This is a genomic window from Arthrobacter sp. MA-N2, assembly GCF_000517125.1.
Classification (GTDB): Bacteria; Actinomycetota; Actinomycetes; order Actinomycetales; family Micrococcaceae; genus Arthrobacter; species Arthrobacter methylotrophus.
The window spans coordinates 1,502,410-1,527,035 of record NZ_KI912155.1; the positions used below are offsets into that span (position 1 = coordinate 1,502,410).

Annotated in this window: 18 protein-coding genes, 1 tRNA gene and 5 pseudogenes; 15 read left to right on the plus strand and 9 right to left on the minus strand. The window is 62.1% G+C overall.

Going from position 1 to position 24,626, the window contains the following annotated elements:
- Window positions 1-187 precede the first annotated feature (187 nt).
- Window positions 188-1,169 (plus strand): annotated as a pseudogene (locus A3M3_RS24180) (ISL3 family transposase); the annotation flags it as partial.
- Between the two features lie 35 nt (window positions 1,170-1,204).
- Here the strand turns inward: A3M3_RS24180 and A3M3_RS24185 are convergent.
- Window positions 1,205-2,348: pseudogene (locus A3M3_RS24185) on the minus strand (IS3 family transposase).
- A 20-nt stretch (window positions 2,349-2,368) separates the two neighbouring features.
- On the opposite strand from A3M3_RS24185, the pseudogene A3M3_RS0107640 reads away from it, so the two are divergent.
- From A3M3_RS0107640 to A3M3_RS0107665, 6 genes and pseudogenes are all read left to right on the plus strand, one after another.
- Window positions 2,369-2,755: pseudogene (locus tag A3M3_RS0107640) on the plus strand (transposase); the annotation flags it as partial.
- 414 nt (window positions 2,756-3,169) lie between these two features.
- Entirely contained in the window at window positions 3,170-4,354 is a 1,185-nt protein-coding gene (locus A3M3_RS0107645; protein WP_028265851.1) for a hypothetical protein, read from the plus strand.
- A gap of 92 nt (window positions 4,355-4,446) precedes the next feature.
- The gene (locus tag A3M3_RS0107650; protein ID WP_155854312.1) at window positions 4,447-8,019 is read left to right on the plus strand and encodes an ORC-CDC6 family AAA ATPase; all 3,573 of its coding nucleotides are present in this window, start codon (window positions 4,447-4,449) and stop codon (window positions 8,017-8,019) included.
- 179 nt (window positions 8,020-8,198) lie between these two features.
- A pseudogene (locus tag A3M3_RS29240) lies at window positions 8,199-8,306 on the plus strand (DNA cytosine methyltransferase); the annotation flags it as partial.
- Between the two features lie 39 nt (window positions 8,307-8,345).
- Window positions 8,346-8,968, plus strand: a pseudogene (locus A3M3_RS28795) (amylo-alpha-1,6-glucosidase); the annotation flags it as partial.
- A gap of 424 nt (window positions 8,969-9,392) precedes the next feature.
- The gene (locus A3M3_RS0107665; protein WP_155854313.1) at window positions 9,393-9,713 is read left to right on the plus strand and encodes a hypothetical protein; all 321 of its coding nucleotides are present in this window, start codon (window positions 9,393-9,395) and stop codon (window positions 9,711-9,713) included.
- Here the strand turns inward: A3M3_RS0107665 and A3M3_RS0107670 are convergent.
- A complete protein-coding gene (locus A3M3_RS0107670) occupies window positions 9,710-13,357 on the minus strand; it encodes a YobI family P-loop NTPase (protein ID WP_028265855.1) in 3,648 nt (1,215 codons plus the stop codon). The genes A3M3_RS0107665 and A3M3_RS0107670 overlap by 4 nt on opposite strands.
- A gap of 103 nt (window positions 13,358-13,460) precedes the next feature.
- Between A3M3_RS0107670 and A3M3_RS0107675 the strand changes: the two genes are divergently transcribed.
- A complete protein-coding gene (locus tag A3M3_RS0107675) occupies window positions 13,461-13,664 on the plus strand; it encodes a hypothetical protein (protein WP_028265856.1) in 204 nt (67 codons plus the stop codon).
- 414 nt (window positions 13,665-14,078) lie between these two features.
- Here the strand turns inward: A3M3_RS0107675 and A3M3_RS0107680 are convergent, their stop codons facing one another.
- A complete protein-coding gene (locus A3M3_RS0107680) occupies window positions 14,079-15,053 on the minus strand; it encodes an IS481 family transposase (RefSeq protein ID WP_028264771.1) in 975 nt (324 codons plus the stop codon).
- Window positions 15,054-15,146: 93 nt separating this feature from the next.
- Window positions 15,147-15,350, minus strand: a complete 204-nt coding sequence (locus A3M3_RS0107685; RefSeq protein ID WP_028265857.1) for a helix-turn-helix transcriptional regulator — start codon at window positions 15,348-15,350, stop codon at window positions 15,147-15,149.
- On the opposite strand from A3M3_RS0107685, the gene A3M3_RS27365 reads away from it, so the two are divergent.
- On the plus strand, window positions 15,349-15,972 hold the full coding sequence (locus A3M3_RS27365; protein ID WP_081736727.1) for a helix-turn-helix domain-containing protein: 624 nt from the start codon (window positions 15,349-15,351) through the stop codon (window positions 15,970-15,972). The two genes, A3M3_RS0107685 and A3M3_RS27365, sit on opposite strands and share 2 nt — an antisense overlap.
- On the plus strand, window positions 15,959-16,981 hold the full coding sequence (locus A3M3_RS24190) for a tyrosine-type recombinase/integrase (protein WP_231497205.1): 1,023 nt from the start codon (window positions 15,959-15,961) through the stop codon (window positions 16,979-16,981). The genes A3M3_RS27365 and A3M3_RS24190 overlap by 14 nt, the downstream gene beginning before the upstream one ends.
- Window positions 16,982-17,152: 171 nt before the next feature.
- Here the strand turns inward: A3M3_RS24190 and A3M3_RS0107700 are convergent.
- Window positions 17,153-17,242, minus strand: a tRNA-Ser gene (locus A3M3_RS0107700).
- Between the two features lie 116 nt (window positions 17,243-17,358).
- Here A3M3_RS0107700 and A3M3_RS0107705 point away from each other — a divergent pair.
- The 3 genes from A3M3_RS0107705 to A3M3_RS0107715 are packed head-to-tail and all read left to right on the plus strand — an operon-like array spanning window position 17,359 to window position 20,055.
- Window positions 17,359-18,384 (plus strand): zinc-dependent alcohol dehydrogenase, encoded by a 1,026-nt coding sequence (locus A3M3_RS0107705; RefSeq protein WP_028265859.1) that lies wholly within the window; start codon window positions 17,359-17,361, stop codon window positions 18,382-18,384.
- A gap of 2 nt (window positions 18,385-18,386) precedes the next feature.
- On the plus strand, window positions 18,387-18,782 hold the full coding sequence (locus tag A3M3_RS0107710) for a 6-pyruvoyl trahydropterin synthase family protein (RefSeq protein ID WP_028265860.1): 396 nt from the start codon (window positions 18,387-18,389) through the stop codon (window positions 18,780-18,782).
- Window positions 18,783-18,840: 58 nt separating this feature from the next.
- Window positions 18,841-20,055, plus strand: coding sequence for a DNA glycosylase AlkZ-like family protein (locus A3M3_RS0107715; RefSeq protein WP_035741493.1), 1,215 nt, complete (start codon window positions 18,841-18,843; stop codon window positions 20,053-20,055).
- A gap of 13 nt (window positions 20,056-20,068) precedes the next feature.
- Here the strand turns inward: A3M3_RS0107715 and A3M3_RS0107720 are convergent, their stop codons facing one another.
- From A3M3_RS0107720 to A3M3_RS24195, 3 genes are all read right to left on the minus strand, one after another.
- The gene (locus A3M3_RS0107720; RefSeq protein ID WP_035741495.1) at window positions 20,069-20,347 is read right to left on the minus strand and encodes an acylphosphatase; all 279 of its coding nucleotides are present in this window, start codon (window positions 20,345-20,347) and stop codon (window positions 20,069-20,071) included.
- A complete protein-coding gene (locus A3M3_RS0107725) occupies window positions 20,344-20,730 on the minus strand; it encodes a VOC family protein (protein ID WP_028265863.1) in 387 nt (128 codons plus the stop codon). Before A3M3_RS0107725 ends, A3M3_RS0107720 begins: the two co-directional genes overlap by 4 nt.
- Before the next feature lie 78 nt (window positions 20,731-20,808).
- Window positions 20,809-21,765 (minus strand): LysR family transcriptional regulator, encoded by a 957-nt coding sequence (locus A3M3_RS24195; RefSeq protein WP_155854314.1) that lies wholly within the window; start codon window positions 21,763-21,765, stop codon window positions 20,809-20,811.
- Between the two features lie 119 nt (window positions 21,766-21,884).
- Between A3M3_RS24195 and A3M3_RS24200 the strand changes: the two genes are divergently transcribed.
- Window positions 21,885-23,012, plus strand: coding sequence for a TDT family transporter (locus A3M3_RS24200; protein ID WP_231497206.1), 1,128 nt, complete (start codon window positions 21,885-21,887; stop codon window positions 23,010-23,012).
- Window positions 23,013-23,105: 93 nt separating this feature from the next.
- The gene (locus tag A3M3_RS0107740; protein WP_028264771.1) at window positions 23,106-24,080 is read left to right on the plus strand and encodes an IS481 family transposase; all 975 of its coding nucleotides are present in this window, start codon (window positions 23,106-23,108) and stop codon (window positions 24,078-24,080) included.
- 17 nt (window positions 24,081-24,097) lie between these two features.
- Here the strand turns inward: A3M3_RS0107740 and A3M3_RS0107745 are convergent, their stop codons facing one another.
- Window positions 24,098-24,607 carry a nucleoside deaminase gene (locus A3M3_RS0107745; protein ID WP_028265864.1) on the minus strand — a complete coding sequence of 170 codons (510 nt, stop codon included), beginning with the start codon at window positions 24,605-24,607 and terminating at the stop codon, window positions 24,098-24,100.
- Between the last annotated feature and the right edge of the window lie 19 nt (window positions 24,608-24,626).

The window sequence follows — 24,626 nt, forward strand, 5'->3', positions numbered from 1 at the left end:
CAGATGAGCGTGGTTAGGGCTGTCTGGCCCGCAGTGGTCGGCTGGCTACAGCGCGCCATTGCGCGCAAGACCAAAGGGGCTCATCGCATTTGAGGGTGTAGCGGGGGTGGGCGCGTCGGTGGCCGGATAGAGGTCGAGGTCTTCCGATGATGGAAGTTCCTACACTGCGTATCCGGAAGACCTCGCCGTGTCCCACGCTACCTTCCTGCCTCCTGACCTGACTACGTTCTGCCGGCTCGATGAGCTTGGGCTCGAAGCCGCCGGGCAGCGTCTCGCCCCTGGCCGTGCGGTGCTGGAATGCCGGGCCGTTGATCCGGACGACTGGTGCCATTCGTGTGGTGGCCACGGCATCGCCCGCGGCACGGTCACACGGCCGCTCGCGCACGAACCGCTGGGGGTGGCGGCCGACGACGCTGCTGGTGAGGGTCCGCCGCTACAAGTGCACCGGGTGCGGCCGGGTGTGGCGGCAGGACATCTCCAAAGCCGCGCAGCCCCGGGCGAAGATCTCCCGCCGCGGGCTGCGGTGGGCGCTGGAGGGCATCGTGTGCCAGCACCTGACCGTCGCCCGCGTCGCAGAAGGCCTGGGCGTGTCCTGGCATACAGCGAACAGCGCGATCCTTGCCGAGGGCAAGCGGGTGTTGATCGAGGACCCGGCCCGGTTCAACGGGGTGGCCGTGCTCGGCGTCGACGAGCACGTCTGGCGGCACACCCGGCGCGGGGACAAGTACGTCACCGTGATCATCGACCTCACCCCGGTCCGTGACAGGACCGGCCCGGCACGGTTGCTGGACATGATCGAGGGCCGCTCGAAACAGGTCTTCAAGTCCTGGCTCGCCGAGCGGCCCAAGGTCTGGCGGGACGGGATCGAGGTCGTTGCGATGGACGGGGTCACCGGGTTCAAGACTGCGGCCGCCGAGGAGCTCCCGGACGCGGTCGAGGTCATGGATCCTTTCCACGTCGTCCGGCTTGCCGGCGATGCCCTGGACAGGTGCCGCCAGCGCGTTCAGCAGCAGACCATTGGTCACCGCGGACGGTCCGGGGACCCGCTCTACGCAGCCCGCCGGACCCTGCATACCGGGCACGATCTGCTCACCGAGAAGCAGAAGGACAGGCTGAAGGCCCTGTTCGTTGCGGACAACCATGCCGAGGTCGAAGCGACCTGGGGACTGCCCCGGATTTCGTTGACTCTCGGGGTTGAGTGTTGCTAGGCGGCTTTGAGGCCGGTATTGATTGTCTCAAACTCGACGGGCGTTAGCCGTCCGAGGCGCCGCTGGCGGCGTTTCCGGTGGTAGGTTTTCTCGATCCAGGTCACGATGGCCAAGCGAAGATCAGCCCGTGTGGACCAGCGGTGGCGATCCAGCACGTTCTTATGCAGGAGTGAAAAGAACGATTCCATGGCGGCATTGTCGGCACACGCGCCCACCCGCCCCATCGAGCCTTTCAGCCCGTTGCCCTTCAGCGCCCTGACGAAGGCGTTGGAACGGAATTGCGAACCACGGTCGCTATGGACCACGGTTCCTGCCGGCTCCCTGAGCGCTATCGCGTTGTGGAGTGCCGAGACGGCCAGAGACGCTTTCATCCGGGAATCGATGGAGTAGCCCACGATCCGGTTGGAATAGACGTCTTTGATGGCGCACAGGTAGAGCTTGCCCTCGTCGGTCCGGTGCTCGGTGATGTCCGTCAGCCACAGCCGATGGGTGCGGTCGCGGTGAAATCCCGCCGGACGTGGTCATCATGCACGGGCGGGCCGGCTTTGCGGGTCAGGCCGCGCTTCTTGGCAAAGACGGACCAGATCCGCTGGCTGCTGCACAGCCGTGCCATCCGGTTCTCGCCGGCGCTGAATCCCTGGTCTTCGAGCTCGTCGGCGATGAACCGGTACCCGAACGCCGGATCGTCCCGGTGAACGTCCAGGGCCGCGTTGATCAGGTGCGCATCAGACCAATCGCGCTCCGTGACCGGCGCCCCCTTCCATGCGTAGAAGGCCTGTTTGGAGAAACCCAGCACCCGGCAGGCCACCGCGACGGGAATCCCGTCCGCGGCAAGGTCAAGGACCAGCGGAAACCTCATTTTGGGGGCAGCTCCCGCGCGAGGAAGGCCTCCGCCCGGCGCAGGATCTCGTTCTCCTGTTCCAGCAGCCGGATCCGCTTCCTGGCATCCCTGAGCTCTGCGGCTTCCTTCTGCGTCACGCCGGGACGGGCGCCGTCCTCAATGTCGGCCTTCTTGAGCCAGTTATGCAGGGTTGCTTCGGAAATCCCAAAGTCTTTGGCGATCTGCGAGATCGGGGCTTCATGCTTGCGCGCCACCGCGACCACGTCACGGCGGAACCGAGCGGGGAAAGGCTTGGGCATATGAACATCCTTGCTGCAAGGACAGAATCCTCACAAGTCAGGAGTCAAGCAAACCCGGGGCAGTCCCCTGGGGCATCTACCAGCGCGTCATCGCCGCCTACCGCGACCCTGACGGCACCCGGGGCAAACAGCTCATGCAAGCGCTGATCGGCGCGATCAGTGCCGGCGTTCCCGCTGCGCTGACCGAGGTCATTACGCTGGGCCGGACGCTGGAACGCCGCGCAGGGGACGTGCTCGCGTACTTCGACCGGCCCGGCACCAGCAATGGGCCCACGGAAGCACTCAATGGCCGGCTCGAACACCTCCGCGGCTCCGCCCTCGGCTTCCGCAACCTAGCCAACTACATCGCCCGGTCGCTCCTTGAGACCGGCGGATTCAGACCGCGATTACACCCTCAAATGCGATGAGCCACCAAAGGTAGCCAAGGCGCTCCACACCATCGACGCCGCCCTGGAATATGTCGGGATCGGCCTCAATCCGCTGCTCAACGGCTCAGGCGAGCGAGGCACGTGGGATCCTTACCTGGACTCGAACAGGCCTTGGTACGGGTCGCCGAGTCTCCAGAACGTAACGCATCAATACGCCAGGGCTGCGGTGTGTCTGAACCGGAACGCCCTTAGGCGCGGATGCGAGCCCATCACGGCGACTTCTCCAGAGCTCTGCCTCTGGCCGCAATCCCGGTTTCATCACCCAGAAGACAGGGAATCTCGATATTCAATTTTGCTGTCGCGTCGCGCACAGATTGTGTCCCTGGAACAACTTCAACACTAAGCTAACTGTGTTGCGCGTCTGTCATCGAGGCTCCTCGATACGATTGCACCATGACTGCGTTCAAGGACCAACCGCCCCGGTGGTGTATCGACATCATCGACACGTTCCGTGGGCGCGACGCGCAGTCACCTCAGAGGATCGCTGCGTTGACGCAACGGTTGGCGGAGTCCGGAGAGATTTTAGAGAAGGATCGGGCGGCGGCCGATGTCGCGTCGACAGGAGGTCCAGCAAGCCTGACTACATTCGTCCCCCCGTTGATCCTTGCGTCGAACGGAATCCGGGTGCCGAAGATCGGGGTGCCTGGAAGGCCGGCGGGGGTGATTGACACACTCGGCACGCTACCAGGCTATAAGACGGCTCTCTCCCGGGCCGAGCTCCAGGATGCGATTCGAGCATCTGGCTTTGGGAATACCCTTTCAACCGGAGTTTTCGCGCCGGAGGATAGTGTTCTGTTCAGAGCGCGCCAGCAACTCGGCATGCAGAGCGTGCCCGCCCTAGTCATAGCAAGCCTGCTATCAAAGAAGTTGGCCGCGGGGCTTACACGCGTAATGTTCGACGTCCGCACGATGGTCGGCGGCAACTTCGGGCAGAACACCGCTGAGGCGCACGCCAACATCCAGCTCTTGAAAGAAACAGCGGCGCTGGTGGGCATCACCGCTCACTGTGTGGTAACAGATGGGCAAGTGCCGTCTCAACCAATGGTGGGGCGCGCCGAGGCGCTTCGGGGCCTCCTTGCCCTTCTTGACTACAGTGCGTCACCTTGGCTGGAGCGGCACTTCGTGAGCTGTACTGCGCTAACCGACTTTGCGCAAGCCAGATCAACTGATGAGCAGCCCGACCGAGAGAAGATGCGTGCCGTGCTAGACCTCCATCTTCAAGTCCAAGGAGCGAAGGGCCTCTCCGCGGCCGAGGAATATCTCGAGGAAGTCGAACGTACGCACCAGACCGCGCTTCTCTACGCCCCGGCAGGGGGGCACCTGTCGTGGGACATGGCCCAGCTGCGGGCAGCGGTTGTTTCCAATCAAAGCGCTGAGATCCCTGCCAATGGCAGGTTCCCTGATACGTGCGGCGTGGAGCTTTTCTGCGGCACTGGGGCTCGCGTGGATGCAGGTGATCCAGTCGCCCGGGTGCGTGGTAAGAACTCAGCAATTCTGCGGAAGGCACTCGAGGCTGTTGGGCTATCCCTGACAGTGACCGCGCCGAATCATAAGGTTAACGATGGGGGTTCAATCTGATGGAGTACATTTGCTTCTTTCACCCGCGAGTCAAGGGAACGGCTCCCGACCAGCTGTGCGGCGCGTGTAGTAGGCGTTTCGACTTTCCGAGCATGAATCCGCCCTCGGCAATTGCCGGGTTCGATGTTGAGCACGAACTCGGACGAGGCTTCTATGCAGTCGCCTACAGGGTGAGGCACCCGCGGACCGGCATTTCGTTCGTGATGAAGGTGACTCCCAAAGCGGTATATGAGCTTCCCGATCCGAATGACAAAACAGTCGGTGGTTACGGAAATCGGCGCGACTTCGAAAGCGAATGCCGTCTTCACGCTTCCCTTGAAGACATCCCCGAGATTGCGCGAATCGCCAACTGGGGTGAGGCTTGCGTCGATCTGGCAGGAACACCGCTTGATGTGTACTGGACCCAGATGGAACTCGTGCGAGGCGAAACCATAGAGCACTATTTCGCTCAAGGTAGCGTTTTGATGCCACGTGCGATCGCACAAGTTGCCGAGGATCTCTTGACCTTGAGCGACAAGCTAAAATCACAGAGCATATTTCATAACGACCTGCATGGCGGCAACGCGGTCATCGTTAATCTCCCACCGGAAAAGCACCGACGACGTGCCATCGATCCGGGGGTGGCGGTGAGGGTCTTCGATCTTGGCAGCGCGGCGAAAGACGATAAAGCGGACCTCAATTCGTCCCGGCTAGGTGATCTGGAGCAGATTTCCCTGCAGATTCACCGGCTGTTGGACCGTTTCGATCAGTCCGCTTCGTCGTCAGCAATCATCGCCAGTGATGTGAGGCTCTCTGCGCAATTGCGACGGGTGGCGCAGGCACATGCCCAAATCGACTGGGAATCGCGGCGCGTGACTGCAACAGACATGCTCGGGGAAGTGCGGCGTGCGTACGAGGTGGCGGTGCACCCGGAACAATACCGTCCGATCGAGTTCCAATCCATTCAAGATCACTACAATGCCCAGACACTCCCATCGGCGTTCGCAAGGACCTTGATCTATGACCCTGACGGGCAATGGACAAGGGCAATGACTTCCGCCGGGCCTCAACTTGTCGTCGGCATGCGCGGCTGCGGGAAGACAATGCTACTTCGTTCACTCGAGTGGTCGGCACACGCCGTGGTATCCCCGGAGGAAGATCGAGCTCAAGCCGTTGCGCGGATCTCGGATCAGAGTTACTTGGGTCTTTTCGTGTCTTGCGCACATCTACGCCGGGCTCCCCGGGAACGCGTTGGTGAAGGCGCCCTCCAGCGTCTCTATCTCGCTTATGCACGGGAAGCAATCAGAGCCGTGCAGACGTTCGATGTTCATGGTCTTGGCGACCTACGGCCGGAAGCGATTGACCGGTTCTGCGAACTCATATCTGCCACCGTTCCAACGTTCGAGCACGGTGAGCAGGCTGCTGCCCTCCCCCGCATCGAGCTCGAGCTTAGCAAAGCGATACAGCGTGACGTGCCCTACGACGTCCGGCGCGCCTTCGTTCCGCTAGAGGCCTTCACGGAGCTCGCAAAGGGCATCCGGTCGCTCATCGACATCTGGGCAGGCAAGACCGTCCTTTTTCTTCTCGACGATGTAAGCAAACGGTTCGTGAGCGAAGACGACCTCACGGATCTGCTGACACAGTTCTGCCTCAAGAGCGAGACATTCGGATTCAAGATCAGCACAGAGACGCAATCTCAAGTGCTTCATTCACCGAGCGGAGAAAGGGCGCTCGAAGGCCGCGATTACCAGGTCTTCCATCTTGGCGAACACGTCCTGGAGGCTCTGAAGGGAACGGCCGGTGGGCGATTCCTTGAGCAGATCCTGGATCGCCGCCAGCAGATTGTGAGCGGCAGCGCCGCGGTCCCTGCACGGAAGCGTCTGGGGAACCGGAGCCTGCGGAGCATTGCGGAGTCAATCAAGAACTCGGCCGGGCAGAGCGGGCATATGGACAGGTATCCGTACTACGGATTGAGCGCCCTCGCTGCCGTCTGCGTGGGCGACATCGGCGATGTCCTTCAGATCTTTCACAAGATGACACTCGGCACCCAACCCGGCAGTGTAATCAGCCAGCGACGGCAGCATGAGGTGCTCGTGTCCGAAAGTCGGTTGCGCCTCCTGTCACTGGTAAAGCTGGATGTAGATGACGCCTGGTATTTCAACCACAGCGCAGCGTTCGCAAACGCAAGCCACCGCGAACTCGAACAGAGAGAACGACTGCGCCAGTACTCCGACATCTTCGTCGAAGTCGATAGCAGCGACAATGCCGCATTTAGAAAGCTCATGAACCTCGTTGACAACGGTGTGTATGTCATCATCGGCTTTAGGCAAAGGTCAAAGGCGGTCGACGGAGCCCCGATCTACCAGTTCGCCCTTCGATTTCGAAAACTCTTCGGGCTGAACTTCCAAATACCATTGAGCAATAGGGATCGATTTGAACTAACGGGCGCTTCTGTCGCGGGATGGCTTGAGGAACCCCGTTCAGAGGGTCTCACACCACTCCCGGAGTCGGGGAGTGACAAAGGTAAAAGCTGGCTGCGTGACCTCAGTGAAGACGACGAGAACGACGAAGAATCGATTGATCCCCCAGTGGGCGATGATCAGACACAACTGGCGTTGTTCGATGAGGACCTCCTCATGCCCAACCCCCCTGCCGATCTGCCGCGGACAGCTCTCAAGGTCAGCATAGACGAGCTCCCCATTGGACCCGACACGCTTAGCTGGCAATCGGCCACCATAATCGCTGGCGTCGGATTCGAAGACCGCGCCGCCGGCTCTATAGGCGCGCTCAACATAGGTGGAGTCGCTCAGGTGAACCGATTCCTTCTAGTACGGTACGCAGATGAGGGAAATGCAGCTGACGTTGCTGCAGCCGTTGGGGCCCTTACAGACCAAATTGACTTCTTCGACGCCGATTCGCGTATTGATCCGAGCGAAGCTGTATGTGATGCAGTGAAATCGCTCCAGCCGGGACCCGTAATCCTAGATGTTTCGGCGCTCACAAAGCCCCTTATCTATTGCTTCACGAAAGAGCTGCTCAGCACGCGCCGCCAAGTATTCATTGTCCACAGCGCAGCGAAAACATACGATCCGCGACCAGAAGAATTGCAGCCCGTAATGGACCTCCTCGGGGAAGGAAAGTTCCCGGACGCACTCAAGCACCTCGATGCGATCACACCAGGGGAAGGAACCGAATTCGTCCCGCTATCCGTGGGTGAGCCATGGCTCGATGCTTCCCTCCGATCAATTCTTGTCGCGTTCGTCACTCTCAAGTACCGTAGGCTCGACTCGCTACTCGAGAGTATCGCAACAGACAAAATCATCGGCGTCAGGACCACCCATTCCAGCACGCCGAAGGGTATCGAGAGCAGGGCGGTGGGTTTGATCAGCGACTACCTGGTTGCGAGCCAGAATGGTGAACTCCGTTCGGTCAGCGCAATGGACGCCGCCGCCACTTATGATCTGCTTATGGAGTACTATGACCAGTACGTCCTCGACAATGCATATCGCATAGAGCTGGCCCTGACGGGCACCAAAATGCAGACGGTAGGCGCCGCAGCATTCGCCTCGGTTGCGAGAGTCGCGAATGTGCTATATTCCATCCCGCTAAATCGAGACACGTCTCGTTTCACGCATGGAACAGGACAGACGCGTCTCTTTGAACTCTCTACTCGGCTCGCGCACTGATTTGCTTGAATCGGTAGTTGTCAGAGCCCGAGTCTTGGAACCGCGGGGCGCTGCTCCAGCCGCCGCTTGATAACCGACGTTTCGTGTCCGTATGGCGGCCCTTCCGGGGTACGCCGCGAGCGACCGCTCAGTCGCGGGTTCGTGAGTAACAGTGTCAGTGCACCCCGCACTTCTCCAAGGCCGGGAAGCAGCTCGGGGCCGAGGACGAGCGCAACCTTTTCCCCAAGGCAATCCATCTTGTCGACGAGATTCGCCCCAAGGCTGTGATACTTGAAAATGTCCGGGGGCTGCTTGATGCCGTCTTCGACACGTACCGTCCGGACGTGCGACCGCTCGATGCATGCGCCTCTAACATGGGCCACTGCTTGACAACGGGCATCGTTGATAAGGACAAGGCGCAGTCGTGGTCGAGCGACTAATGTCCCCGGAGATGTTCAGCGGTTGGGGAGTGCGCACACTTGCTACCGATATGGGGCCTACCATCCGGCTAGCTACCACAACGGTTCGGTGTGGCCGCACGACAACGCGATCAACTAGGCGGAGGCTCAGCGGGTCTCCACGGCGTTGCTTGAAGCTGCGGAATTCTCGGACGAGCGACTTCCCGAATTGTTCTGCGGATTCAGTCGGGAGGAGTTCACCGAGCCCGTAGCTTATCCTACGGCGTGCTCACCGCAGGCCTGGGCAGCGACCGCACCGATCATGCTTGTTACAACGTTGATGCGATACGACCCGGACGTATCCCTGCGCGGAATATGGATGGATCCGGTACTCCCCGGAGTCCTATGGAGATCTGCACATCACCAACGCAACGATGGGCGACTCCCGAATCACTATCGACATTTCCGGGTCCGGATTTTCTGTCAAGGGATTGCCAGACGGAATGACAGCTCGCCGAGGTTACCTGCCATGGGTGGCAGATCTTATGGAACAGGGGCGGTCTCAGCAATAGGATATCCAGCTTGGGCTGCGGGCCCTAGAGGGTGTTGCACTGCTAGTGGCAGCGACGGTAGGCCATCTGAACGGCCACGAGCGCTGGAGGGTTAGCCGACTTCACGTCGAGGGCCGGATCCCGCTTGCCGCCCGCGCCCGCGAGACCAGCGTCAGTCTCCGCACACTTTAACACTGGCATCAGCTCGACCGCACTGGCGGCGCCAGCGCACTCAATCCCCATCCACGGGCCGACACAGACGTCTTACGAACCAACGGCGACGGCGCGTTCACGCTCTTTGGGGTTGTAGCCGCGCTTGGCGTGAGGAGAACGAGCAACCCGCAGTCCGTGCTTCTCCTCCAGCTCGCACCGACATCTTGGGCGCACTTAAACTCCTTGTGCTGGCTCCACCGGGTGCCGTCCTCGCGGACCATCGACACGCAAGGTGAATGTGGTCATTGCCCGACTTGCTGGACCCGTGGTGGATGGCAACCCACCGGCACCGCGGCTTCCCGTCGCTGCCGGTAAATCCCATCTTCTCCGCGAAAAGGTTGTTGCTGCTTCAGAGTCGATCATCAGCGAGCTGGACATTCCCAGGTCTGCCTTCGGTGCGGGGAAGGAGGGCAGTAAGCATGTCTTCCACGTCTCGCTGGGCCGTCCGGCCGGTGAGGGACAGCTCATCGACGAGACGCGGGGGAAATCGCCTATGATTGCTGCTTGGCGTGCCGGAGAAAAACCATTCGACTCTCGTCGGCGTGCTGGCTAGCTGTGGAACCGATGGACCCTCCGGCGGCCCCCCTCTTGGGGGTAGCTGCTGACAACTCCGGCGTCTTTCAGGCGTCTGAGAATCGTCAGGTGGGCTGAATCGTCCGGCAAGAGGGGGCGTTCCCTGCCAGGGTCGGCGATGAGGGGGTAGTCTCCGCCCATCCCGCGGAGGAGGTCGCGCATCTCCGGTTCCGTGAGGGCGGGAGAATGAGCCATCAGCCGCACCAAAGTGTTGTCCTCCACCCCAGACCGGGTGGCCAGTTGGATCTGCGGGTAGTCGAGCTGGATATCCTGATCCTGTTCCGCATATCGAGCAGCAGCGCGGACCCCTGTGCCGTCATCGCCCATTGCATACTCAGCAAGACTTTCGAGTACAGCGGCCTTCACGTTTGGCGAGATCCGGGCACTGGCGAAAAGCGAAGGCAGGTCGGCGGCGGGGAGTATCGCGGGGCTCATGTAATCAGCGAAATGCTCCGAGCCTTCGATCGCGGACTCACGAGTTGACCAGTCGAGCATTAATGCATTGGAGAATGCCGATGGTCCGTCGGCGATGACGCCTCGTTCAAGGAGATGGCCGATCAGTTCTCCTGATTCGGGCTGGATGTTTTCTGCCGGGACGTGAAGACCTGGATCGACAAGACTACTCGCGAGCCCTACGCGCAGCTCCGGATCCGAAAGGGCCTCCCGCGAAGCCAGCAGCGTGATGGCCAGAGCAATTCGCTTGGAGCCGTCTGTGCCGTCAACCGCGGCAATCGCCACATCTTTTCGAAGAAGGATCGCGAGCCCGGGACCGACTTCGCCCAGATTGTCGATACAGGCGGTGACGTTCTCGAAAGTTGCCGTGGTCCTGTGATCCCCGGCAAGGGCGTCCCAGGCCGCAGCAGGCACGGTCTTCAGGTCCGGAACGAAGCAGTCTTCCGCGGCACCTTGGATGACCGCTGCGAGAAGGTCCTGGTCTATCTGGGCCGCGTGAACGTCCTGAATGATCTGCGCGAATGCTTCCGGGTGAGAAACGGTCCGATCTCCGTCGTGAACGACTGCGAGGTACTGGTCGAGCTCCTCCAACACGTGTCGGTAGACGTTCTCTGCGGTTTCGCGGAGGCGGTCCAACGCAATGTCCTGACCTCCGGCGAGGAACCGGAGGTTCTCGGCAGTGATCCTGTAGCAACTTAGGTCGGCGGCGACCTCGAGCGCTGCAGGGCTCAGTGCCCTCAGTGATGGCAGTGCGGCTTCGCTCTCAGCGATCAGCGCCATGGCCTTTGCGGCGTCATCCTGTTTTTTGTCGGCGGTGAGGGAGGCGATTTCTGCGGCGTGATCTTCGAAGTAGGAGCGGACTGCTCCACCGAGGTTGTAGGTGAGGCCTGGGCTCCAGTTGCGCAGAGCTTCATCGATCAGGACGACGGTCAGCTCGCCTTCCTCGGCGACCAGCCATTCGAAGATCGCCGGCACGAGGGGCACTAGCCCCTCGATGAACTTTCGGCGCTGTTGTCCGTGGGCGAGGTATTCGCTACCAAAGGCTTTTTCGGCCTCTCCCCAGGCGCCCATTTGGCCGAACAGATGCTTGACGAGCTTTGGCTTATTCTCGAGAAGGTGGTCCATGACGGAGCAGTTATACATGCTCGGATCGCGGAGGACCCCCTCTCCCTTCTCGGCGATGATGGCATCCACATCATCTCCGAGAAGGACATATACAGGGTCGGCCTGTCCTTTGTCGATGTGCTGGACGATGTAGTTCTGAGCATCGAGGCGTAGGTGCTTGCCGTAGTAGACCGAGACATAGAGGGCGAAGTAGTCGTTGATGTAGCCGTTGGCGACGAGCTGGCGGGCGAGTTCTGATCCGAGCAGCCGCTTGCTGATGCCGCGGAAGGTCTCCCCTTCATTCGAACGGGCGGGAAGAGTAAACTCTGGTCGCGCTGCGAGCTCCTGCCACGTGTTGTGGCGGAGGAAGTCAGTTCGTTGAATCGCATCATCTTTGATGCGATTCAACTCGGTCCGGTCCGCTTCGTTCCAGGCTTCAGGGACGATCTCGATCCCGAGGAAGGAGGAGAGTTGTTCGAAGGGCACGGAGTATGCGGGGTAGCCAGGGTTGAATTGGATCCCCACCGGGCCGCGTTCGGTGATCAGTCTTGTCCATGTTGATCCGTCACGGATGCCGGCGCTGTCTACTACGACTCCACCCATCAAGACCGTCGCCCGCGCCTCCCCGTTCGGGTGGCGCCGGCCCAACACTTGGGCGAGCTGTTCCAGTCGCTCGCCCAACTGTTCGCTCCGAGCAGCAATGGCGTTGAGGGTTTCCAGCCGTGAAGCGGCGTCGCGGGCCGTGCTCGTCTCGTGCGCGATGTTCTCCCTGACCAGCTTCCGCCATTCCCCGTGCAGCATATCGAGTTGACTATCGCCGAAGCGGATCTTCTCGAAATCGGCCATGTGGACGTTCTTATACACGATCATGGAAAAGAGTCGATCCGCGTCGAGACCGCTGAGGCGCTTGTCCTCAGTGGAGCTCAGGAGCTTGCTGGCGAACACGTCGTATTCGTTGCGCATATTGTGGATGAGGCGCATATCTGCAACGTGCCGCGCAGCCAGGTTGATTAGGTCTCGGGAGACGCCGGTGCCCTTCATGTCATCTGCCATGAGGTCGCGGGCATTTCGGTGGGTGATGAACGGTACAACGGGTACGACCAGGTCGAAAAACTTCGTCCGGTTGGCCCGCTCGATTTCTTCCCTCGCTTCGTCCGCTTGACCTTCGTCCCCGGAGCTTTCACCGATCTTCTCGAAGACACTGTCCCGCAAAGCGTAGATGAACTTCAGCGGCCGCCGGCGTTTGACCTGCTTTGCGCCGTTAAGGAGAGTGTTCAGCGCCTTGAGTGCTTCGAAGATATGCACATCGTTGAACCTGTCGATGTCCTCGAAGACCACGATGTCTCGCTTGCTCACCTCGAAGTAATAGACGATCTCATCGAGGTACTGGTCAAAATAGCTGGATGATTGAGACGACAGAGAGACCGTGGCCGGCCCTGCGGTGAACTTATCGAGGAACACCCTGTTGTGGGTGAGCCAACGGATGACTACCACCGACCCGGACAGGAGGAGGAAGAGCATGCCATGGGCGAGCCACAGCAGGGCAGTGTCGGCGCCCGCTATTGTCATGAACGGTTTGTCGAGGCCGGTCAGGAACAGCACACCCAGAGCAAGTAACCCGACCGTCAGCCCGAACACTACTTGCCGTCCCCACTGGAAACGGGTGATACGGCGGAATCTCGACCCCCGGGTCCTGGACGGATCCTCCTTGTAGAGGATCTGCTTCACGATCTCCTTCTCGATCCGATTTGTCGGCGTTGCGTCCGCTGTTTTCGCAGCATCAGCCGCCGGCGCTCCAGCGGGTTCGTTACCGGGCTCCTTGACAGGTACCTTGCCAACCGTGGAGAACGAAAGTTCGACAACCCGTTTCGGGTATTTTCTGGCAATCTCTCCCAAGATGCTGCTCTTTCCAGTACCGTATGGGCCGGTCAAAGCGATGTTCCGCACCGCGGGCATTTTCTCGATCGCATCGACCAGCAGATCGACATACAGCTTGTGCTGGTCCTCAAACTCCGGAGCTAGACTCCGCAGTGCTAGCGTCCCATCCGCAAAGGTTTCACGATTCAATTAAATTCCTTCCCCATTCATGGCTGATGCTACCCGGGGGTCACGACATACAGCATGAAGAAGTGGCGGACGAGCGGACACGGATCAGGACGGATCGAATGTCTTGCTGCAGGACATTGGCGCCCACGAGTTCCTGCATGCGCTGACGAGCTCGGTCCAAAGCTGTCGTTCCTTTACCGCAGCGCCGTCAGGCTCAGCTCGGGCCGCACGCTTTCGGCACGTTCAGCCATCCGCGCGGATCGCCACCCTCGACGAATACGACCGCGAACTCATCACCGAGCGGGTCAACGCTGGCGTCGGGCAGTGAAACAGATCGGCCCGCCCTGTGGCCGGCGAGCCTCCGATCCGCTGGTCATCGCGGACAAACTGGCTATCGCGCAGGCCGCTCCGCTCGGATCCAGTTGTACGCCCGCTAGACCATTTCAGTCTTGCCCGCATCCCGATAAAGGCCGGTTATGTCCGTCCTTGACGCACCGTCAAGGGTGGGCCGAAGGCCCATCACGCAGTGACGCGGACGCGCCCTTGACTGAGCGGCGTGGACGGCGAGCATGAGAGGCCGGGATGCGATCCCAACCCAAGGAGGTCTGTTCATACAGCTAAACGTCGATGACGCGCGTACGCGGGGACGCCGTTCATGGTGGTGGTCTCCCAACCGGGCATCTATGTCCGCATCAATGGCGCGCCCATCGGGTCGGCCGCGAGCGGTGCCGACTAGATGTACTCAGCCAGTAGGTTGGTTGCACCTGCTGATGGGTGGTTTGCCTCCGAGGCTGCCGTGTGGCCGGTGGTTGTTGTAGAAGTTTAGCCATGGCTGCAGAGCATCCGTGCGCGCTTGGTTGGACGTGAAGGGTTGCCGGTAGGCCCAGCCTTCCTGCAGGGTTCGGTTGAAGCGTTCGGCTTTGCCGTTTTGCCAGGGGTGGCGGGGTTTGATCAGGATGTGCTTCGCCCCCAGTGCGGCCAGCGCCTCCTGGAAGTCGCGGGAGAGCCGGTAGGCAAATGCGTTGTCAGTCATGACCCGTTTCACCGGTGCTCCCTGGGCTGCCATGGCCGTCGCGGCCCGGGTGAGGAATCCGGCGCAGGTAGGGCCTTTCTCATCCGGCAGGACCTCGGCGTAGGCGAAGCGGGTGTAGTCATCCACGGCGACATGGACGTAGTCAAAACCAAGCTTCTGGTCTGAGGAGCGGTGGTTGGCCGGGCTTTGGGACGGGTCGGCCCGCCAGCCCCCGCCGTCCGGGATCCTGCCTAGTTTCTTGACGTCGATGTGGATCATGTCGCCGGGAGCGTCTCGTTCGTAGCGGCGGTCGGTGGCCCGGGAAGCCCGAATCCGTTCCCCGGTCACCGGGTCCAGGTCCCACAACCTGGGCATGGCCGCCCTGGCCAAAATCCGGGAGACCGTCCTGGCGCTCGTGCCGCAGCGCAAGGCCAGGCCCGTTGGCCCTTCACGGCGTTCCACGCGCTGGATAAGGACATCGGCAACGACTTTCGCTGAGGTGGCGTGGGGGCACGACCTGGGACGAGAGCTGCGGTCCTCGAGTCCGTCCCAGCCGTGGGTCCGGTACCTGCTGATCCAACGGTGCGCGCAGGTCCTCGAGATGCCCATTTCCTTGGCCACATGGGCCACTGGACGGCCGGCGAGGACGCGCTCGATGATGATCCGCCTACCGTTGGGAGTCAGGCGGGCATTACGGTGGGACATGAAGACCTCTTAGTCGTTGGCTGTGTGTGGTAACCACCAACCTAAGAGGTCTTCACCTATTCACGATGTAACCAACGTCCTGACTCAGTACAACTAGACGCTAGGGATTACCTGGCCCGTCTGAGAGCGTGTCTGTGCGTCGAGCCATGCCTCTACATCGCTGGCGCGATAGCGGACGCCGCTGCCCAATTTCACGAACTTAGGGCCCATCCCTCTATAGCGCCATTGCGCCAACGCGGGCGCCGTCTTGTGAAGCTTGGCTGCCAGCTCTGCCGGGGTCAGCAGTTCCGATTCCATGAAGCCTCATTCCTTCCGTGAACGCCTCGTCATATTAGATGCAAAGTGGCTAATTAAGCTTGTTGTCTATATGGCGTGTATCGTTTCTTATATGGTACATAGCGGAGAGCGGCTGCGAGGACATGACATTGGTCCAACCGGCAAGACCGTCGCTCGGAACCTGAGGCGTTTGCGGGGGAATGTCACTCTGCGGGAGCTTCAGCAAAGGCTTAGGGGCGTCGGGCACGAAATTTCCGCGAGCGGAATACAGAAGATCGAGGCCGGCGTTAGGCGGGTTGATGTTGATGATCTCGTGGCCCTGGCGGTAGTCCTGGGCGTGAACCCAAATGCACTGTTGTTTCCCAAGTCGCTCGACGAGCCGGTGGCCGTCACCGGAGCTGATCCGGCTGACCTGGTACGGGTTTGGGAATGGGCGGATGGCATAACGCCGATCGAAGGCGACGTGGGCAGTGATGACTACGTACGGGGGCTGCGCCCCGACTTCATCCCGGCAGGGAATACGAAAATTGGTCCCGTGACATTCGAAGACCTCAATTTACGAGTGGACGAGCTCAGCGCGATCATCAAGACTCTGGTTGATCAGAACGCAGCGAAAGAACAATCCGGCGATGGCAACGATTGAACCCTATGAGACACGGGCCGGGCGCCGGTATCAGGTTCGCTACCGGAAACCCGACCGGGTACAGACCAAGAAACGTGGATTCAGGACAAAGAGGGATGCCGAGCTCTTCCTCGCCAGCGTTGAGGTATCCAAGGCCCGCGGGGAGTTCATAGATGCGGCAGCCGCAAAGGCCCTGATCGGTCCGCTTGGGGAAGCGTGGTTGTCGCGACAGACTCATTTGAAGCCATCTTCATTGCGCCCGGTGGAGTCGGCTTGGCGTAATCATGTGCTGCCGGTGTGGGGCGGTACGGCAGTCTCTGATATCCGAAAGACAGATGTGCAGCAGTGGGTCTCAGGCTTGACGAAGGGGGATCAGAGCGCTATCCCGCCCCGGAAACCGAAGGGGGCAACGCTTGTAATCCGCGCTTACGGAGTCTTGGCGGCCATTCTGGATGACGCCGTGAGCGACCGTCGAACATTGAGTAATCCAGCACGGGGCGTAACCTTGCCGCGCAAGATCAAGAAGCCGCACGTCTACCTGAGTCACGAGCAAGTGCATGCACTCGCCGCAGCCAGTAAATATCCGACTCTGGTTCTCGTGCTTGCCTACTGCGGGTTGCGATGGGGTGAGGCGACTGGACTGCGAGTCAAACATCTGGACATGTTGCGGCGGCGATTCGTGATCGAAGAAAACGCGGTCCAGGTCGGTTCGATCATCGAAGTAGGTACGCCCAAGAACCACAAGAAACGAACCGTGCCGTTCCCGCGATTCCTCGCTGAGCCCCTGGCCCAGCAGTGTGAGAACAAGGACAGAAATGATCTCGTGTTTCCCGGCGAGAATGGCCATCACCTCCGCCTCGCACGCGTGCACGATGACAACATGAGCTGGTTCGCAGGGGCCGTGAAGAGAGCAGGGGTGCCACGAATCACATCTCACGACCTCCGGCATCAGCCGCGAGCTTTGCTGTATCAGCCGGCGCGAACGTCAAAGCGGTGCAAAGAATGCTCGGTCACAGCTCGGCGGCCATGACCCTGGACATCTACGCGGACCTGTTCGACGGGGATCTGGACAGCGTTTCGGACGCCCTGGACCATGCAGTGTCCCTGGCGAATGTGGGCAAAATGTGCCCAAAACCCTGATTCCGGCAAAGCAAAAGGCCCCCGATCCCTTGTAAACAAAGGGAAGCAGGGGCCTTTCAAGTGGCGGTGACGGTGGGATTTGAACCCACGTTGGCTTTTACACCAAACAACATTTCGAGTGTTGCACCTTCGGCCGCTCGGACACGTCACCAACTGAAATAGGGTACCGGAGTAGGGGCCCGTTCCCCAAAACGGTCGGGTGGCAGACGCCTTATAAGTAGGCTTCCCTTCCGCAATCGCAGTTGCCGGGCTAGATTCGCAAACACGATGACTTTCACACGGCAAGCGAACGCGGACACACATGCGGCATTGGCCTACTGGACGGTTGGCCCCTGCCGAGGTGAACTGCGGAGCGAGGAGCTCCCTGCACCGAGAGAAGGCGAGGCTTTGGTCCGGGCCCTGTGCTCCGGGGTCAGCCGGGGCACCGAACTTGTGGTCCATGGAGCCCGCGTTCCTCCGCGTATTGCCAAGGAGATGCGCGCACCCCATCAAAGCGGCGATTTCCCATCCCCGGTCAAGTTCGGCTATTTGTCGGTCGGCATTGTCGAAGAGGGCCCCCGAGACTGGATCGGCCAGAAGGTCTTCTGCCTGCACCCGCATCAGGACCGCTACGTCGTGCCGCTCACATCGCTCACCCGAATTCCCGTCGGCGTGCCGGCACGCCGCGCTGTGCTCACCGGCATCGCCGAGATCGCCCTCAACGCCCTCTGGGAAGCCGGGCCCCGCCTCGGTGACAGGATCGCCGTCGTCGGCGCCGGCCTGGTGGGCGGGATGACCGCGGCGCTCCTGCGCGGCTTCCCGCTGGAGCGCTTGCAACTGGTGGAGACGGATCCGGGGAAGCGCGGGTTCGTGGAATCCCTGGGCGTGGACTTCGTGCTGCCGGGCGAAGCGAGCCAAGACTGCGACATTGTGTTCCATTGCTCGGCCACGGACGAAGGTCTGGCCCGTAGTTTGGAGCTGGCGGGCGACGAAGGCGAGATCATCGAGATGTCCTGGTACGGGGACCGGCCGGTTTCCCTGCCATTGGGCGAGGACTTCCATGCCCGGCGGCTATCCATCCGCGCCAGCCAGGTGGGGGTGGTTGCGCGTTCGCGCAGGCACCGTAGGACCACAAGCGAGCGGCTCGAGTTGGCAGTCTCCTTGCTGCGGGACCCCGTGTTCGACGCCTTCCTCACAGGGGAATCGCCGTTCGAGGAGCTACCCGCGGTCTTCGATGGCTTGGAGAATGGCGAATTGGACGATCTTTGCCGTGTTATCAACTACCCCCCGACCCGCGAAGGAAACCAGGACTAACGATGTTCAGCCTCACCGTGCGCAGGCACTTCATGATTGCCCACAGCCTTCCGCGGGAGTCGTTCGGCCCGGCCCAGGGACTCCACGGAGCCACCCTCGTGGCAGAGGTGACGTTCCGTCGGGCGGAGTTGAACGACGACGCCATCGTCCTGGACATCGGAGCTGCCGGAACCCTCCTGGACGATGTGCTTGAGCGGCTGAATTACAAGAACCTTGACGAGCATCCCGACTTCGAAGGGCAGCTCACGACGACGGAAGTACTGGCCTGCTTCATCGCCGAGGCGGTCGCCGCAAAAGTCCGCGAGAGCGACGACGGCGGTGCGCTCGCCGGCGTCGATGTCCTTCTCCGCGAACATCCCGACGCGTGGGCAGGCTATTCCCTGGCTTTCGAACGGTAGTTCCTCCGCACGATCTAACCCAGCGATAAATGGCGGCCAAACAGTGCAGAATGGGGCCATGACGTCCGCCGTGCTTTCCACACAAACGCTCACCCCGGAACTGCTCCGCGCCTGGGCCTGGCATAGGCAGGGACTCGACGGCTCACTCGCCGGCAAGTCCTCCGAAGAAGTCCTGGACCACGCCGGCTGGGCCCGATCCGTGGGCGGCGCCAACCCGTACCTGACGCTCTTCGCCCGCGCCGGGATCGGGCGCGAAGAAGCGGACCAGGACGTAGCGGACTTGAAAATCCACGAACTCCCCACGGCCCGCGGATGCACCTATGTCCTCGGTCGGAACGATTTCGCCTGGGGTCTGCAAGTGGGCCGGGAAGCCGCGGTGGCGCCCTTCAGGGTCCTGGCACGGCTCGGCGTCGAACGCGGTGAGATCACCCTGCTCGAAGAGCAAGTGCTGCACACCCTCACCGAGTCCAGCGACCCCATGGACCCCAAACAGCTCAAGGACGAGCTCGGCGAATCCGTCCGAAGCCTCGGCGAAGAAGGCAAGAAAAAGGGTGCGGCAACCACCCTGCCCACCGCTTTAGGCCTCCTGCAAGCCGATGGCCGCATCCGCCGCGTCCCCGTCAACGGCCGTCTCGACCAGCAGCGCTACGCCTACACCTCTTGGGCGCTGCCGCCCAGCACCATCGACGACGACGCCGCCCGCACACGCTTGATCGAACGGTATCTGCGGTGGACCGGCGGTGCGACGTTCAAGCAGAGCCAATGGTTCACGGGCTTCACGGTCGCCCAGAGCAAGGCAGCGTTGACCGCCGTCGACGCCGTCGAAGTGACCACGGCGGCCGGCGAGCCGCTGTGGATGCTGCCCGACGACGTCGAACGCCTTTCCGCATTCAAGGCACCGCAGGAGGAACAGATTCACCTCTTGGCCGGGACGGACTCCCTGGTGCTGTTGCGCCGGAACTCCGCCGACATGCTGGCCGATGAGGACCGCGGCAGGAAAGTCTTGGACACGACGCTCGCGTTGCAGGCAGACCTGTCGGACCACCCGATCCTGGATCGGGGGCGGATCATCGGTCTGTGGCAATACGATCCGGGCAAGGAACGGATCGCAGCTTGGACCTTCGCCAAGCCAAGCGCTGCCGTCACACAGCGGATCCGTGAGGTGGAGGCCTGGATCCGCGAGGACCTGGGTGATTTCCGCTCGTTCAGCCTGGATTCGCCGGCGTCACGGCAGAAACGCATCGATGCCCTGGACGAGGCGAACGCGGGCTAGGCCTCCCTAGGGTTCAGCCCACATCGAAGCCGGAGAACTCCCCGGTGGCCGGAGTGAAAACCGCATCCACGTGCCTCACCCGGCCGGGGGCGTTGCGGGACTGCAGCCATCCCAGCAAGGAGTCGACGGCGTCACGGTCACCCTCTGCGATCACCTGCACCGAGCCGTCCATGAGGTTGCTCGCTTCACCTGTCAGCCCGAGCCGCCGGGCTTGGTGCAGCGTCGAGTAGCGGAATCCCACGCCTTGGACGCGACCAGTCACCGTGGCCGTGACGCGTACTAGCGAATTCATGCGGAACCCGATCCATACGGACGCGTGATCGCTTCGAGGAAATGCCCGTCCGGATCCGCGAAATAGACGCCGCGGCCGCCGTCGTTGTGGTTGATCTGTTGCGGGCGGGTCCGCGCCGGGTCCGCCCAGTAGGAGACGCCCCCGGCCTGGATCCGGGCGAAGATTCCGTCGAAGTCCTCCTCGCTGACCAAGAAAGCGTAGTGCTGCGGGGAGATGGGCCGGTCCGCCGTGGCAAAATCGAGCGCCACTCCATGGTCAAGGGACACAGTCATGAAGGACCACATGGGCTCAGGTTCCGGCAGTCCGAGCACCTTGGCCAGGAACTCCGCCGAGCGGCGCTTGTCCGTTGCATAGACGATGGTGTGGTTGAAAGAGACCGTCATGGTGACCTCCGTGGGGTGTGCTTTCTGAGACCATCTGACGTCCAACACCCCGCGATTTCAAGAGCTACGGAGCGCCGGCTAGGTCCGTGGCCGTGCCGGGGTCGCGCCGGGAAGCGGCCGGGCGGCGATCGCCGCGAGGTCGCGCGCGGGACCGGCAGGCGGGATCCTTCCGCCCAGCCAGACGGCCGTCAGCGTGCGGCGCAACAACACCCCGCGCACCGGTACGACGACCAAGCGCTGAAGGGTGACGTCGTCCCGTACCGCCAGCGCACTCAGTACGGCAGGCGCCGTTCCGGCGGCCACCGCGGAACGAACGGCCGCCGTCGTCGGCAGCTCCACCAAGGGAGGGGCCGACGGCGGTGCCCCGGCCGCCGTAAGTACATGCTCCAAAGCGTCCCTCGTCCCGCTGCCGTGTTCCCTGGTGACCAGCCCGGTACCGGCCAGTTCGACGGCGGTCACAGCTGTTTTTCGCCTGGCCCATGGATGGTGCGGCGAAACTACCAGGACCAACTCGTCCTCTTGGACGCTGGCCGTGCTGAGGCCTGGCGGCAGATGCGGACTTTCGATGAACGCGATATCGGCGTCGCCGGAACGGACGTGGGCCGCTGCGGTCTCGCTGTTGGATACCGTCAGTTCAACGACGGTGGGTGTGGAGCCGGCGCCCTCCTGTTGTCGCCGCAAGGCAACCAGCCAGTGGGGCAGGAGGTGCTCGGCGATGGTCTGGCTCGCTGCGACGCGCAGCTGGCGGAGACTGTCCGAGCGGATCGAGGCGATTCCGGCGTCGAGACGTTCTGCGGCGGCGAGAACCTCGGCCGCCCAGCCGGCCACCAAGACGCCGGATTCTGTGAGCGTGGAGCCGCGGGGCGTGCGGTTCAGCAACGCGGCGCCGATCTGCGCCTCGAGGGCCCGCATGCGCGAAGAGACCGCCTGTTGGGAAAGCCCCAGCTGCTTTCCGGCCGCCGAGAGGCTCCCCAGTTCGTGCACCGTGGCGAGCATTTCGAGGGCCGACAGCTCGGGGACACTGGGGCTGAGCACAGCTTCCCTCCTGGGGCATTGACCATTCAGAATTGACCGTTCAGATACAAGTGCGGCTTGTACCCTGCCAAGTCTATGCCCACTACTGCGGGGGACCGGGAACCGGAAACATGGATGACATGGGAAAACCTTCTGAGCTCTTCGCCAACCTGACGCCGAACTGGTTTGCCAGCATCATGGGCACCGGAATTGTCGCCACTGCAGCCGTAACCCTGCCTGTGCAGATCCCCGGTTTGCGCGTTGCGGCAACGGTCATATGGGGCGTGGTCTTTCTCCTCTTGATCCTCCTGACGGCCGCCACCGTGGTGCACTGGGTCCGGCACCGCGAAACGGCACGCAAACACCACAACAACCCCGTCATGGCGCACTTCTACGGAGCACCGCCCATGGCCATGCTCACCATCGGCGCTGCCACCTTGTTGCTGGGCAAGGACGTAATCGGCGAGCGGCTGGCTCTGGGCATCGATGCCGGACTGTGGGCGCTCGGCACCGTTCTTGGGCTGGCATGCGCTGTTGCCGTGCCGTACCTGCAGTTCACTCGGCACAACGTCACTGCGGCGGACGCCTTCGGCGGCTGGCTGATGCCGGTGGTTCCTCCCATGGTCTCGGCGTCCACCGGGGCTTTGCTGCTGCCGTACATTCCTTCGGGGCAACTGCGGTTGACGATGCTCATGGCCTGCTATGCGATGTTCGGCCTCAGCCTCATGGCCTCGCTGATCATCATTCCCTTGATTTGGTACCGGCTGGCCGTCCACAAGAACCTGGCGCCCTCCGCCGTTCCTACCCTGTGGATCGTCTTGGGACCGCTGGGCCAGTCCATCACCGCTGCGAACCTGCTGGGCTCCAATGCGCACTTGGCGGCATCCGGGCCACTGGGATCGGCCCTGGAAGTGTTCGGGGTCCTCTACGGGGTGCCTGTTTTGGGATTCGCCCTGATGTGGGCGGCCCTTGCAACGGTCATCACGGTGCGGACCGCGCGTAGGGGCCTGCCGTTCTCCTTGGCCTGGTGGTCCTTCACCTTCCCGATTGGGACGTGCGTCACGGGCTTGAACGGACTCGCTGCGCACACCCATCTGGCCGTCTTTGAGGCGATGGCCGTCGGGGGCTACGCGTTGTTGCTTGCCGCTTGGGCCGTGGTCGCCGCGAGGACGTTCCACGGAAGTTTCGTCAAAGGGGTTCTCTTCCAGGCGCCGCTCGGTGCGACTTCTTCCGGTGCGAATGTTTCGGGTGCGGCCGCCGCGGCCTAGATGTACTGAGTCAGGACGTTGGTTACATCGTGAATAGGTGAAGACCTCTTAGGTTGGTGGTTACCACACACAGCCAACGACTAAGAGGTCTTCATGTCCCACCGTAATGCCCGCCTGACTCCCAACGGTAGGCGGATCATCATCGAGCGCGTCCTCGCCGGCCGTCCAGTGGCCCATGTGGCCAAGGAAATGGGCATCTCGAGGACCTGCGCGCACCGTTGGATCAGCAGGTACCGGACCCACGGCTGGGACGGACTCGAGGACCGCAGCTCTCGTCCCAGGTCGTGCCCCCACGCCACCTCAGCGAAAGTCGTTGCCGATGTCCTTATCCAGCGCGTGGAACGCCGTGAAGGGCCAACGGGCCTGGCCTTGCGCTGCGGCACGAGCGCCAGGACGGTCTCCCGGATTTTGGCCAGGGCGGCCATGCCCAGGTTGTGGGACCTGGACCCGGTGACCGGGGAACGGATTCGGGCTTCCCGGGCCACCGACCGCCGCTACGAACGAGACGCTCCCGGCGACATGATCCACATCGACGTCAAGAAACTAGGCAGGATCCCGGACGGCGGGGGCTGGCGGGCCGACCCGTCCCAAAGCCCGGCCAACCACCGCTCCTCAGACCAGAAGCTTGGTTTTGACTACGTCCATGTCGCCGTGGATGACTACACCCGCTTCGCCTACGCCGAGGTCCTGCCGGATGAGAAAGGCCCTACCTGCGCCGGATTCCTCACCCGGGCCGCGACGGCCATGGCAGCCCAGGGAGCACCGGTGAAACGGGTCATGACTGACAACGCATTTGCCTACCGGCTCTCCCGCGACTTCCAGGAGGCGCTGGCCGCACTGGGGGCGAAGCACATCCTGATCAAACCCCGCCACCCCTGGCAAAACGGCAAAGCCGAACGCTTCAACCGAACCCTGCAGGAAGGCTGGGCCTACCGGCAACCCTTCACGTCCAACCAAGCGCGCACGGATGCTCTGCAGCCATGGCTAAACTTCTACAACAACCACCGGCCACACGGCAGCCTCGGAGGCAAACCACCCATCAGCAGGTGCAACCAACCTACTGGCTGAGTACACCTAGACGGCTGCTACTTTCGGTGGGCCGCGAAGAAGTCGCGCAGCAACTCGGAACATTCCTCCTCGCGTACGCCTGGATAGACCTCCACCCAGTGGTTGAGCCGGCGTTCCCGCAGGATGTCGAACACCGATCCGGCGGCACCGGCCTTTTCATCCCAGGCGCCGAACACCACCCGGGGAATCCGGGCCAGCACGATGGCTCCGGCGCACATCGCGCACGGCTCCAATGTCACCACCAACGTGCAGTCCTCCAGCCGCCAACCGTCTCCACCTTCGCCGAGTTCAAGGGCGTGGCGCTGCAGCGCAGCAGCCGCCTCACGGATGGCGACGATCTCCGCGTGCGCCGTCGGGTCGCCGAGCGCTTCCCGTTCGTTCCGGCCGGCACCCAGCACACCGCCGTCGGGCCCTAGAACAACAGCACCGATCGGGACATCCTCCGTGTCGAGGGCACGGCGGGCCTCGACCAAGGCCAGGCCCATCCAGGCCGCATGCTCTGCGTGATAAGGCTCGTTGGTGCTCATGCCTCAATGATAGTTTTGG

Bases quoted from the DNA above. Each gene is read 5' to 3' on its own strand.
- A3M3_RS0107645 (WP_028265851.1), top strand. From the start codon at position 3,170: ATGACTGCGTTCAAGGACCAACCGCCCCGGTGGTGTATCGACATCATC.
- A3M3_RS0107650 (WP_155854312.1), top strand. From the start codon at position 4,447: ATGAATCCGCCCTCGGCAATTGCCGGGTTCGATGTTGAGCACGAACTC.
- A3M3_RS0107680 (WP_028264771.1), bottom strand. From the start codon at position 15,053: ATGTCCCACCGTAATGCCCGCCTGACTCCCAACGGTAGGCGGATCATC.
- A3M3_RS27365 (WP_081736727.1), top strand. From the start codon at position 15,349: ATGAAGCCTCATTCCTTCCGTGAACGCCTCGTCATATTAGATGCAAAG.
- A3M3_RS0107685 (WP_028265857.1), bottom strand. From the start codon at position 15,350: ATGGAATCGGAACTGCTGACCCCGGCAGAGCTGGCAGCCAAGCTTCAC.
- A3M3_RS24190 (WP_231497205.1), top strand. From the start codon at position 15,959: ATGGCAACGATTGAACCCTATGAGACACGGGCCGGGCGCCGGTATCAG.
- A3M3_RS0107705 (WP_028265859.1), top strand. From the start codon at position 17,359: ATGACTTTCACACGGCAAGCGAACGCGGACACACATGCGGCATTGGCC.
- A3M3_RS0107710 (WP_028265860.1), top strand. From the start codon at position 18,387: ATGTTCAGCCTCACCGTGCGCAGGCACTTCATGATTGCCCACAGCCTT.
- A3M3_RS0107715 (WP_035741493.1), top strand. From the start codon at position 18,841: ATGACGTCCGCCGTGCTTTCCACACAAACGCTCACCCCGGAACTGCTC.
- A3M3_RS0107720 (WP_035741495.1), bottom strand. From the start codon at position 20,347: ATGAATTCGCTAGTACGCGTCACGGCCACGGTGACTGGTCGCGTCCAA.
- A3M3_RS0107725 (WP_028265863.1), bottom strand. From the start codon at position 20,730: ATGACGGTCTCTTTCAACCACACCATCGTCTATGCAACGGACAAGCGC.
- A3M3_RS24200 (WP_231497206.1), top strand. From the start codon at position 21,885: ATGGGAAAACCTTCTGAGCTCTTCGCCAACCTGACGCCGAACTGGTTT.
- A3M3_RS0107740 (WP_028264771.1), top strand. From the start codon at position 23,106: ATGTCCCACCGTAATGCCCGCCTGACTCCCAACGGTAGGCGGATCATC.
- A3M3_RS0107745 (WP_028265864.1), bottom strand. From the start codon at position 24,607: ATGAGCACCAACGAGCCTTATCACGCAGAGCATGCGGCCTGGATGGGC.